At 38.2% G+C, this 13,115-nt stretch carries 5 protein-coding genes and 2 pseudogenes; all 7 read right to left on the reverse strand.

From position 1 onward, the window contains the following. Positions 1–9: 9 nt before the first annotated feature. Positions 10–1,753 (reverse strand): annotated as a pseudogene (locus P4S71_RS18585) (DUF3466 family protein). An 11-nt stretch (positions 1,754–1,764) separates the two neighbouring features. Continuing rightward, on the reverse strand, positions 1,765–3,675 hold the full coding sequence (gene uup, locus P4S71_RS18590; RefSeq protein ID WP_337151257.1) for an ATP-binding cassette ATPase Uup: 1,911 nt from the start codon (positions 3,673–3,675) through the stop codon (positions 1,765–1,767). 15 nt (positions 3,676–3,690) lie between these two features. Then, positions 3,691–3,930, reverse strand: a complete 240-nt coding sequence (locus P4S71_RS18595) for a glutaredoxin family protein (protein WP_002961779.1) — start codon at positions 3,928–3,930, stop codon at positions 3,691–3,693. Further along, complete coding sequence (gene rlmKL, locus P4S71_RS18600; RefSeq protein ID WP_337151258.1) at positions 3,923–6,040, reverse strand: bifunctional 23S rRNA (guanine(2069)-N(7))-methyltransferase RlmK/23S rRNA (guanine(2445)-N(2))-methyltransferase RlmL; 2,118 nt, start codon at positions 6,038–6,040, stop codon at positions 3,923–3,925. Before rlmKL ends, P4S71_RS18595 begins: the two co-directional genes overlap by 8 nt. A gap of 452 nt (positions 6,041–6,492) precedes the next feature. Next, positions 6,493–7,023 carry a cell division protein ZapC gene (locus tag P4S71_RS18605; RefSeq protein ID WP_337151259.1) on the reverse strand — a complete coding sequence of 177 codons (531 nt, stop codon included), beginning with the start codon at positions 7,021–7,023 and terminating at the stop codon, positions 6,493–6,495. Between the two features lie 122 nt (positions 7,024–7,145). Further along, positions 7,146–8,156 (reverse strand): quinone-dependent dihydroorotate dehydrogenase, encoded by a 1,011-nt coding sequence (gene pyrD / locus P4S71_RS18610; RefSeq protein ID WP_337151260.1) that lies wholly within the window; start codon positions 8,154–8,156, stop codon positions 7,146–7,148. A 119-nt stretch (positions 8,157–8,275) separates the two neighbouring features. Then, positions 8,276–13,113 (reverse strand): annotated as a pseudogene (locus P4S71_RS18615) (NAD-glutamate dehydrogenase). Positions 13,114–13,115: the final 2 nt, after the last annotated feature.

Here is a 13,115-nt window from a genome sequence, read left to right on the forward strand (position 1 = left end):
TTTAGTTAATTAAAAACGGAATATACGTCTTATGCCAACTAAGGGGAGTAATAATAATGTGAACCAAGGAAAGCTCGCAGAGTTACGTTCATAAACTTCTGCTTCAGGAGGTGCACAGTTTTCAACTTTACCATTAGCAATAGGAGTTAACTTTTACTGCAACTGCGACACTTTCAAATTCAATATTGCCTTCAATATCAGTAACAATTCCACCTAACGAATCACGTTTTTCAACTGTTTTGGTTGCTACACCAAAAATCTCATTATTTTCGTTAATTACTTTAGCTTCAGCCATTGTATAAGCATAATTTGTCTCACCATCAGTTTCATAGCATGGTAATAAGTCATTTAGGTTGGTTATTTTATCTTCGCCAATCTTATATACAAATGCCTCTTTACGACGTGAGCTATCTGAAACACCTACCTCACCTTCCCCAACAATATAACCTTGGCTATTTATATCATTACCATAAGAACTTGAACTAGAAAAATAGTCAGTAGGAAATACCGTATTGCCTGTTGCTATATCATGATAAAAAAACTTATTTCGAAGTGTTCCTTCAATTCGTTTAATAGCATAACCCGTAATAACATCATTATTACTTATTGCTAATGCTTTACCGCCTTGCCAATCATCTTCTTGATTTATAAAATCAACTACCGCACCATCTTTATAATAAACGGGCATGGTTAATATAATGTCATCATCTTTGTAGTATCGCGTATGCGATGAACCTACAGCAACACCATTACTATTAACCGCAAGTGCAGTACTTATAAATGCATCATCTTCAGTTTCACCTTCATCAGGTGTCAGTGCTAAACCAAGCTCTTCGACAGAAGTAATATTTAACGATTCATCAAGTTCCCATTTTACAGCACGCTTATTAAATAAGCCTCGTGATATATTAGAATTTAATAAATTAACACATACTGATATAGGTTCATCTTCATTATCACAACTATCTTCAATATTTTCTAACCTATCCGCTGGAATATCTATTGATATATTTCCAACAACCGTGTATCCGCTGTTTGTCTTTATAATATCGTTAGCACGACTTGTACCGCCATGTTCATTAAACTCAGGGATTAACGGAACTTGTAAACCATCTGCGCCAATTACGATGCCTCGTTCAATAAATTCATGAGTGAACCATGTTTCAGCTTCGTCATCTCCATCAGGAGTGAATAAAACTTTATCGTAGGGTGCACTGCCCCAACCAACTGAAACACCATCTTCGCTAACAGCATTATACAAATTCGTAGTAGAGCGCGTTAATCCATCGTAATCAACTGAAGCTATATCAAATAAAGGCTGCTCTGTTAAAGTAGAATCATTAAAATTAACGCCTATTAATGAACTTATTTTCTGATACTCAAAATTTGTAGAAATCGATGATAAAAAGCTAATCATAAAACTATGAGCGTCAGAGTTAGTCGCAACAGCATCATTGTTTTCGATATCATCAAGCGTAAAGGTAATTACTTTATCGCTTAACTCAAATGCATCTTCTGTATTACTGTAACTATTCTTGATAATACTTTCTGAAAAATCTATATAGCTTGTATCAATTGGTAAATTATATAAACCATTAGCGACACCAATAATATGGCCGCTTTCACTAACATCGGTAACGTAAGAGTGTTTAGCGTTTTCAGAAGACCCTAACTCAGTTAATTGATATGTCGCACTTATTGCTGAAGTGCTTAATGTCGCTAAAATACTGGCAGCGAGTAATTTATATTTCATTTTAGTCCTTACTACTGATTCTGTAATTCTTCAAGTTCTTCCCAGCGCTCAAGGGCAGCTTCAAGGTCAGACTCAAGTTGTGCTAAATGGTTCAATGCTTTAGTTGTTACATCACTCTCTTGTTTAAAAAAGTCTGCGTCACTCACTACAGCTTGTTGAGCTTCAATTTCAGCTTCTAGTTTTTCCATTTTATTCGGTAGTTGCTCTAATTCAAGTTTTAATTTGTAAGAGAGTTTATTTGTCTTAGCTGCAGGTTTGGCAGCTGGAGTTACTACTTTTTCAACTTTTTTTACTGGTTGTTGCTGAATTTTTTCTTGTTCAGCTAAGTAACTAACATAGGCTTCATAGTCGCTATAACCACCAACGATATCTGTTACTTTACCATTGCCTTCAAATGCCCATACACTAGAACATGTATTATCAATAAATTCTCGGTCATGGCTTACAATCAGCACTGTACCTTGGTATTGATTAATAATGTCCTCGAGTAACTCTAACGTTTCAATATCCAAGTCATTCGTTGGCTCATCAAGAACAAGTATATTAGATGGTTTTAAAAACAGTTTAGCTAATAGCAGTCTATTTTTTTCACCACCAGAGAGTGCTTTAACCGGTGTACGAGCGCGTGCTGGCGGGAATAAAAAGTCTTGCAAATAACCTAAAACATGACGTGAACGACCGCCCATCATCACTTCTTGTTTACCTTCGGCAACGTTATCTTGAACTGTTGCTTCTTCGTCAAGTTTTTCACGGTACTGATCAAAATAAGCAAATTCTAAATTAACACCTTGCTTAGTTATGCCGCTATCTGGTTCTAAATCACCAAACATTAGTTTTAATAGTGTTGTTTTACCAATACCATTTGGACCTACTAAGCCGATTCTGTCACCACGCATAACAAGTGTCGAAAAATCATCAGCAATAACTTTGTCTTTAAATGCATGGCAAAGGTGCTGAGCTTCAAATACTAATTTACCAGAGCGGTCTGCTGTTTCAATATTAAAGTCAGTTTTACCAACTTGATCAACACGTTGTTTACGCTCATTACGTAGCTGCTTTAACTCTCTAACACGCCCTTCGTTACGTGTTCTACGCGCTTTAACACCTTGGCGGATCCACGTTTCTTCTTCTGCTAAACGCTTATCAAATAATGCATTTTGCGCTTCTTCTACTTTTAAATCATGCGCTTTTTGCTCTAGATAAGTCGCGTAATCACCTGGGTACGAAATAAGTTTACCGCGATCTAAATCTAAAATACGCGTAGCAACAGCACGAATAAACGCACGGTCATGTGATATAAATACAATGCCGCCTTTAAATTCTTTTAAAAACTGTTCAAGCCACATGACACTTGCCATGTCTAAATGGTTTGTCGGCTCATCTAGTAGCAATAAATCAGGCTCACTTACAAGTGCACGCGCAAGTGCCACTTTGCGTAACCAACCACCAGAAAGGGACTCAAGTTTAGCCTCTGGCGTTAGTTCTAATTGTGTTAAGACTAATTGAATTCGGCTATCAAAGCGCCAGCCATCAGCGGCTTCAAGTTGGTTTGATAAACGTTCAAGCTTGTTTAATAACTTATCAGTACACTGTGTTTGCAATTCGTTACTAACATGATGAAAGTCAATGAGTAAGTTAGCAATTTCTGGCATACCTTGCGCAACGTAATCAAATACAGTGCCACTTGCACCTTTTGGTGGATCTTGCTCTAAGCGAGAAATTCGAATGCCACCGAGTTGATTTATTTCGCCATCATCTAAAACAACTTGTCCATCAAGTACTTTTAGCAGCGTTGACTTGCCCGCGCCATTTCGACCAACAACACACACTCTTTCGCCACTTTCTATAACCGCATCTGCTTTGTTAAGCAAAGCATGTGTACCAAAAGCAAGTTGTGCTTTTAAAATTCTAATTAAATCCATAGTTCTTATTTGCTCTTATTCTGCTTGTGCTAAAAATTCGCGCACAGAGTGTAAAGTAAAAGGCCAATATAATTTCTCGCCTTTTTCACTTTTTAATACAGGAATAGTAATTTGATACTCAGCAATAAGCTGCTCATCAGTCATAATATCGATTAGTAATAACTCACTGTTGTCATTTAGTACATCAGTGATAAGTTGCTCAGCTTGCTCGCACAAGTGGCAACCATCAGTATGATATAAAATCCATTTAGCCATGCGTAATTAGCCAGCTATTATGGATTTTTTTATTACGTTTGAAGTCTGGTGATAGTGTTTTATCTGAGATATTAACGGCTTTTAAACCTAAACCAATCAGGCCAACTTCATCCATTACAAAACCACGTTTGTTATTAGAGAAAATCAAAGTACCTGATGGACTTAAAATCTTTTTAACCCACGTTAATAATTTAATGTGATCGCTTTGCACATCAAACGCGTCTTTCATACGTTTTGAGTTTGAGAACGTTGGAGGGTCTAAAAATATCAAATCATATTGTGCTGTCGCATGCTCTAACCACTTTAAACAATCTGCTTGTTCAAAACGGTAACGTGTATTACTGATATTGTTTAAATCGAAGTTATCTTGGCCCCATTTTAAATAGGTTTTAGATAAATCAACTGTTGTAATTGCTTTAGCGCCACCAAGTGCAGCATGCACAGAGGCAGTACCTGTGTATGCAAACAAGTTTAAAAAGCGTTTATCTTTTGCATTTTCTTGAATATAACGACGCATTAAACGGTGATCTAAAAATAAACCTGTGTCTAAGTAGTCAAATAAATTAACTTTAAACTTAGCACCAAACTCTTCAACTACCATAGTTCGGTTTTGTTTAGACATGGCCGTATACTGGTCTTCACCCTTTTGCTTTTTACGCACTTTTACAGCAATATTTTCAGGCGAGATATCAAGTTGTTGCGAAGTCAATGTTATTACGTCTTGCAGGCGTTTTTCTGATGTTTTTTCATCAATTTCTTTAGGCGCTGCATATTCAAAAATAACCGCTGAATCACCGTAAATATCTACAGCAACATTGTACTCAGGGATATCCGCTTCATAAACACGATAAGCGTCTACTTTATTTTGTTTAAGCCAGTTTTTTAAGCCTTGCTTATTCTTTTTCAATCTATTTGCGAATGACGTAGAGCCTTCAAAATTAAGCGCTTTTTTATCATCGGTGGTCAAACTTACTTGCTTATCATCTAATTGATATAAGTTGAGTTCAACATCAAGTGGGCCATTTTTAAACTTATAACGCTTAAGACGCACAAGTTTTAAAAGTTTAAATAAGCTCTCGTCCATACCCAGTAAGGCAAGTTTCCAATGATTAAAGTGCTTTTTAAAGCCAACACCTAAATTACGGTGTAAATCAACAAGCTCAGCCATAGAACCAATACGCTCACCATAAGGTAAGTTTGAAATTACCACACCAGGTAACTTAGCAACGGCTGTAAGCTTAGTGGCATCACTTTGCTTAAACTTAATAACATCATCAAGCTCAGCCCGTTTGGCATTATCAATCGCTTTACTTAAAACTTGTTCATCGTAATCGTGGCCAATTAACCACAATTTAGGGTCGGTAATGTTAGCAAGTAACTCTTCTTTAAGTTCTTTAAACTTAGCGGCTCTAAAACTGGGTAAACGTTCAAAAGCAAAGCCTTCACGGAATAATCCCGGCGCTTCGTTTCGTGCCATGCCGGCCGCTTCGATTAAAATAGTACCCGCACCACAACATGGATCGAATAAAGGCTGTTTTACATTATCAAGCCAACCACTTCGCTTAATTAGTGCAGCAGCTAGGTGCTCTTTAATAGGCGCTTTACCTTGACCTTGGCGGTAACCACGTTCAGATAAACGCGGACCAGAGTAATCAATATACATTGATACGCCATAACGATTTAAACGAGCGACAACTCGTACGTTAGCGTCTTGTTTATCAACATTTGGGCGCTGTTCAAATAAATCATTAAAATAATCAACAATTGCATCTTTTATAACAAGACCAGAGAACTGTGTATTTTTTAGTGAGTCGTTAGTACCATTGAAATCAACTGCGAATGTTTGCGTTGGTCCAAACCATTCTTGCCAAGGTTGCGAGCGGGCAAAGTTATACAGGCTACTTTTGTCATCTACGCCTTCTTTTTCTTCAATAAGCATAAGCACACGCGTAGCAAAACGACTTGATAAACAAACCTTTTGCGCCAGTAATGAGTCAGCCTCAAAACGAACTGAACCCACAGTTTGCTTAGACACAGTTGCGCCAAGTTCTGTTAGTTCATCAACCAATAAATTTTCGATTCCGATAGAAGTAAGTGCGATAAATTGCAAAGTAATAACCCTTAATAGCTAATTGCGCAGGATTATAACATAGGTTGAGTGACATACACGCCATAAAGACACGCTTAAAAACTTAAATTTGATGAGGGTCTGTTGAACTTTCAAGGTTAAATTTACAGCAGTCTGTTTGGTATTTAGGCAAGGCAGAGCCTATGCAGTGTGGTCATTCCCCATAAATGGGCGATAACGTAGCATTAAAGCCAAACAGGCGCTGCCCAAACGGTTCTTCCTAGGGGCTATTTACTCTTTGTTGCCTAAGTGGGTGTAGGTAAGGGGCGTGAGCAGGACGCGGAAGCTTTGCTCGGTTTTACTTATTCTTACATGGATGTAAGCCAGTATGGTAACGAAGGAGCAGTTACCGAGCCCACTAGGTTACAAATCTCGCGCCGCGATTAAATAGCCCCTAGTTTGAACAAATTTCAATCCGCAAAGATCAGCAGACCTTAGGCGGTTTGACTTTGGTATTGCTGATTTAGGATGGGGTGGACTCGATTATTCAAAATACGGATTACTTCAAATTGTGCTAAAGATAAGTTTTCGTCCAATTTAAATGTTTCACTTAGATTCAAACAAATAGATGCATCAGAGCAGTGCTCTACAATTAAGAAATCACCCGATTGCGCTTTAGATGTTAATTTTATTATTGCCTCTACGCTTGGCTCTGTCCCGGTGTATTCTTCAAAAAACCAACTTTTTGCTAAAACGGGCTTTAAGTGATACTTAACAGCGGTCGCATTTAGCGATATTTGACAAACTTGAGCCGCAGTCCACAATTCAAATCCATCAAGGTAATTATAAACTTGCTCGTAAAATGCCGCATCTTCGAGGCTAAAGCGTGGATTCTTAAAAACAGAATCCGTTAACTGTCTTAACTTATAAGGCGTACATAATTGCATATCGTCATTTAAATCAAGTAATAAACGGTTTTTATCAGGACAAGCAATCCACTGCCATTGCTTTGATGCTTGTAACATTTACTCCTCCTTGGGTTTATTAAAATAATTAGACGTTGCTTAGAGTATAACGGCTTCTGACCATTTTTAAAATGCTTGCTTAGAACATTTATCGAACGATCAAAAGCTTAGATAACTGATCCTTATAAGCCGTTAACGATCGTCTTTACCAATTGTGGACCTTTGTAGATGAACCCAGTATAAACTTGAACTAAATTTGCGCCTGCATCTAACTTTTCTTTTGCAGATGTAGCATCGTCAATACCGCCTACTCCGATGATTGGCAACTTACCTTCTGTTAAACGCTTTAATTCGCTTACGACCTCTGTAGAGCGCATTCTAACAGGGTGACCTGACAAACCGCCGGCCTCTTCTGCATATTGCTGCCCCATAACTGCAGCTCGTTCAAGTGTAGTGTTAGTTGCAATCACACCATCAATTTTATTATTTAAAAGTGACTCACTTACTTGCTCTATTTGTATTTGATCCAGATCCGGCGCAATTTTTATCAGCATCGGAACTTGCTTATTGTGTTTAGCTGCTAGATCAAGTTGCTCGCTTTTAAGGCTTTGCAGTAAATCATCAAGCGCTGCACCATATTGTAAATCACGAAGTCCAGGGGTATTTGGTGATGAAATATTTACCGTAATGTATGAGGCATGCTCAAATACTTTACGCATACAATAAATGTAGTCATCTTTACCTTGCTCATTAGGTGTATCTTTATTTTTACCAATATTGATACCGAGTATCCCACTGTACTTTGCCGCTTTTACGTTAGCGATTAAGTTATCAACGCCTTTATTATTAAACCCCATGCGATTAATAATTGCATTTGACTCTGGCAACCTAAAAATACGAGGTTTATCATTACCCACTTGAGGGCGCGGTGTAACCGTACCGACTTCGATAAAACCAAAGCCCATTTGGCTAAATGCATCTATACATTCAGCATTTTTATCAAGCCCTGCAGCAAGCCCAACTGGGTTTTTGAATTCAAGGCCTAAAAAATTAACTGGTTTGTCTGCAATACTTTGCGACCAAGCGGCACTTAACGGTGTGTTAGCGAAGCGACGTAGGTTACTTAGAGCAAACTCATGCGCCCACTCCGCATCACGGGTAAACATAAAACGGCGAGCTAAATCGTAAAACATGAATATAATCCTCTATTAAAATACAGACAAAAAAATACCTCAGACAAGGCTGAGGTATTGTATAACAAAATAATCAATTCATTTATTTTTTGTGAAATAAAAACAAATGAAAGGCTAAATTATTTTCCTGAAGTATTACAATTATGGCTCAATAACATTAATTCACGAAGTGCTACAGAGAACTTAGCAAAATCATGACTTTGTGAAGTTTTAAATTCAGCCAACATCTGTTTCCAACGAAGTAATAATAACTCTTGGTTATCCATCCATTCATCTATTTGACTATCAACATCTTTTTCATCAGCTTCAAAGCTATTTAATACTACTTCAGCTAACGTACGTTGTTGCCAATCTAGCTCTTCACGGTAAGAAGAACGAGCAAGCGCTTGCCAATGGTTTGCAACCGGTTGATGGGTAATTTGATCTAAGAACCAATGCAGACCCATTCGCGCACCAAGTTTAAAGTACGTATTAGATACCATTGAGATACCTCGGCCCGAACTATTCGCAATTTCCGCTAAGTCCATTACCGAGAACAAACTTGATAATGCCACAATTCGCTTAGCGATAGCTTCCGGTACACCACTTTCAATTAGCTTATTAGCTTCTTGTACTATGCGATCATTTTCTTTCTCAACGATATAAGTATTTAAGTTTTCACTTAAATCTTTGAATGTTGGTGCAAAATACTCAATTCCTTGCTCAATCGTTTGCGCCTTATTACGATGACGTAAGAACCAACGTGTAGTTCGACGCACAGTACGACGAAGTTGGTAAAGCATCTCAGTTTGTACAGCTGCTGGAATCTTATTATCTAGTGCGCTTATAGAAGACCATGTATCGCGCATTTCAAAAATTTCACTGGCAATTGAATAACACATTGCTATTTCAGCTTCGCTTGCGCCAGTTTCTTCATGCATACGTACCATGAAGTTTAAACCCATATCATTAACGATATTGTTAGCAAGTTTAGTTGCAATAATTTCTTTACGAAGTGGATGGTTGTTCATCGCATCGTTAAACTTCTCACGTAATGGCCGTGGAAACGATTTAACGAGCAGCTGGCGGTAATATGGGTTTTCAGTAATTTCATCACTTACTAAAGACTCTTTTAATACCATTTTAGCGTAAGACACGAGCACTGAAAGCTCAGGGCGAGTTAAGTCTTTACCTGCGGCTGCACGTTCTGCCAATTCTTCATCACTAGGAATGAACTCGATAGCACGGTTTAGCTTGCCGTCTTTTTCAAGCGCATGAATAAAACGTATTTTTTCTTTAAGAGTAGACGTGCCCTTCGATTGCGTAATTGAAATCGTATGCGTTTGACGATAACAATCTTTAAGCACTAATTCAGAGACTTCATCAGTCATTGAATAAAGTAGCTCATCACGTTGTTTACGGGTTAAATCACCTTCCGCAACTAAGCCATTAAGTAAAATTTTAATGTTAACTTCGTTATCAGAACACGCAACCCCTACGTTATCGATAAAGTCAGTGTTGACACGCCCGCCTTTTGCTGCAAACTCTATACGGCCAAGTTGAGTTGCGCCTAAGTTACCGCCCTCACCTATAATTTTTGCACCCAACTCATTACCATTAATGCGAAGTGCATCGTTTGCACGATCTCCAACATCTGCATCAGTTTCTTTAGAGTTTTTAATGTACGTTCCGATACCGCCATTCCACAGTAAATCGAAGTTCATCATTAATGATGCTTTCATTAATTCGTTTGGTGTCATACTTGCTTTTTTAGTGCCAAGCATTTTTTTCATTTCAGGGCTTAATGTTATTGATTTAGCCGCGCGAGAAAAAATACCTCCACCTGCAGAAATAAGGTCTTTGTTATAATCTTCCCAAGATGAGCGCGGCATATTAAATAGACGTTCGCGCTCTGGGTAAGATGTCGCTGCATCTGGGTTAGGATCAATAAAAATGTGCATATGATTAAATGCAACTTGTAAACGAATATGTTTAGACAACAACATACCATTACCAAACACATCCCCTGCCATATCGCCTATGGCGACCACTGTAAAGTCGGTAGTTTGACAATCGATATCCATTTCACGGAAATGACGCTTAACTGATTCCCATGCACCTTTAGCAGTGATACCCATTTTCTTGTGGTCATAACCAACAGAACCACCTGAAGCAAACGCATCACCTAGCCAGAAGTTATATTCATTCGCAATACCATTTGCAATGTCTGAGAAGGTGGCTGTCCCTTTATCAGCCGCAACTACTAAGTAAGCATCATCTTCGTCATGACGAACAACATCTCGAGCTGGCACTATTTCACCACGTTCAATGTTATCTGTAATATCTAATAAGCCGCGAATAAATATTTTATAACATTCTTGGCCTTCTTTTATAAACGCTTCGCGTTCAGTCGGTAGCTGTTTACATACAAAACCACCTTTAGAGCCAACAGGTACAATTACTGTATTTTTAACTTGTTGCGCTTTTACCAGACCAAGGACTTCTGTACGGAAATCTTCACGACGATCAGACCAACGAAGTCCACCACGAGCCACCTTACCATAACGTAAATGCACGCCTTCAACACGTGGGGAGTAAACAAAAATCTCAAATGCAGGAAGTGGCAATGGTACATCAGGAATTAGACTAGGTTGAATCTTAAATGAGACATAAGATTTAAACTGACCTTGTGCATCTTTTTGATAATAATTAGTACGAAGCGTTGCAACAATCATATCAACGTATAAACGTATAATTCGGTCATCATCAAGGTTGGCAACATTTTCAAGTTCTAGGTAAATTTGTGCTATTAATTTCTCAAGTGTTTTAGCACTAGCCGGGGCTTTAATTGAGAACTTTTTAGCGAACAAATTAACTATTTGCGCAGCAATATTTGGGTAATTAGCAAAAGTACTTTCAATATACGTTTGCGAGAACGTAACACCAATTTGACGCATATATTTAGCATAAGCACGTAAAATAGAAGCTTCACGACCTGCTAGGCCACCCATTAAAACTAAACGGTTAAAACCATCGTTTTCTAGACGGTTGCCCCAAACATTTGTTAATGCAGCGCGAAAACGTGCTGAAATTTTATCAAAGTCAGCCATTCCTTTGCTGTCTATTAGCATAGAAAAATCCATGATCCAATTAATACGACCATCACTGGTTTTAACTGAATATGGCGTTTCGCCAACAACACGTAGACCAAAGTTTTCAAGCATTGGCATAACATCAGATAAATGAATTGGCTCATCTTTATGGAATAAGCTTAATCGTACAATATTGCTATTAGCTTCTTCTTGTGGACGATAAAACAACATTTCTAGTTTATTTTCGTCGGTCAATAATTCTAGTTTTTCAATATCTACAACTGCGGCACTGGGAAGCACTTCATCCTTATATGAACGTGCAAACGCATTACAGTATTTACGGTTTAAATCGTTACCGCGTGCTTCACCAGCTGATTCTAAAAGCGCAGACTGCAACTTGTCTTCCCAAGTACGCGCAGCTTCTATTAAATTATTTTCGATGTCTTTCACGTTATATTCAATATTGTTATCGGTCACACGAACAGTGTAATGGGTACGCGCCAGTGTTGACTCAGAAAAGTAAGTAGTAAATTCGACTTTGTTGTCAGAATTAAATGCGTTGCCTAAAATATCTTGCGTTTCACGACGAAGCGCTGTGTTGTAACGTTCTCGAGGAACATAAACCATACATGAGAAAAATCGGCCGTAAGCATCTTTACGTACAAACAAGCGACACATATCGCGCTCTTGTACTTGTAAAACCCCCATGGCAACTTCAAGTAGTTCGTTTTCACGCGCTTGAACTAGCTCGTCGCGGGGATAGGTTTCTAAAATATTTAAAACCGCTTTGTAAGCATGCGTGCCTTTAGCAAAGTCACATATCTCCATGATGCGGTTAATCTTACTCTTTAATACAGGGACATCCGCGGCGCTATTATTATAAAAACTTGAAGAAAACAACCCAATAAAACGGTCTTCGCCAATTACATTCCCTTCATCGTCAAAACGTTTTATACCAACATAGTCAATATAAGCGGGGCGATGTACACGAGAAAGTGAATTGGTTTTTGTTAAAATTAATAAATTACTGCTACGCGCTTCTTGGCGTGCTACTTCTGGTAATTCTGATAATAATCGTGTGTGTTCTTCAGTTGAATTTTTCATCAAGCCAAGGCTAGTGTCCATTTTGCCTTTTAATTGGTAGTCACCTTGCACAGGGCTTAATTCATATTCGCGATAGCCCATTAGTGTGAAATTATCTTTAACTAACCAATCTAAAAACTCTACCGTTTCGGCAACTTCGTTTTCATTTTTATTGTGGCGACGCTTAGGTAGCTCTTTGGTGACCGCAATTAATTTTTTACGAATAGGCTGCCAATCTTCAACTGCAACGGATACATCAACGAGTACTGATTCTAATTCTTTTTTGAAAGACTCAATTACAGAAGAATCTGTTTGACGATCAATTTCAATAAAGAAAACCGTTTTAGTCGACGTCGATTCTTGCTCTGCTTTTAAATTAGATAAACCCGATATTTTCGTGTTTTTGTCACGTCGAATTTTAAGTGGGCTATGAAGTAATAAGTGAGAGGCGATATTTTCACGAGTCATGGCCATACGCACTGAATCTACTAAAAAAGGCATATCTTTAGCAATAATTTCAACAATTGTATGTGATGACTGCCAGCCATCTTTAGCCACTTCGGGATTGAAAACGCGGATAACAGCATTATCAGTTGTATTCTTTTCTAGCGAATTCCAAAGGCTTAGTGCAGCGCCATATAAGTCACTATCGTTACGATTAGCCAAATCCTCTTTAGACATGTTGCTGTACAAGGCTTTGGCGAATTTTTCAACGAGTAACACATTATCAGCGTGAACTTTTTTTGGATCAGCTTACAAACATTATCTAGGATAACCGAGGCTTGGCCTTCATTTCGTGTCATTG

The sequence above is a fragment of the Pseudoalteromonas sp. B62 genome (assembly GCF_037162565.1).
GTDB lineage: Bacteria > Pseudomonadota > Gammaproteobacteria > Enterobacterales > Alteromonadaceae > Pseudoalteromonas > Pseudoalteromonas fuliginea.

Excerpts from the sequence above, each read along its gene's own strand:
- P4S71_RS18595 (WP_002961779.1), bottom strand. The coding sequence starts at position 3,930 with ATGGCTAAATGGATTTTATATCATACTGATGGTTGCCACTTGTGCGAG.
- uup (WP_337151257.1), bottom strand. The coding sequence starts at position 3,675 with ATGGATTTAATTAGAATTTTAAAAGCACAACTTGCTTTTGGTACACAT.
- pyrD (WP_337151260.1), bottom strand. The coding sequence starts at position 8,156 with ATGTTTTACGATTTAGCTCGCCGTTTTATGTTTACCCGTGATGCGGAG.
- P4S71_RS18605 (WP_337151259.1), bottom strand. The coding sequence starts at position 7,023 with ATGTTACAAGCATCAAAGCAATGGCAGTGGATTGCTTGTCCTGATAAA.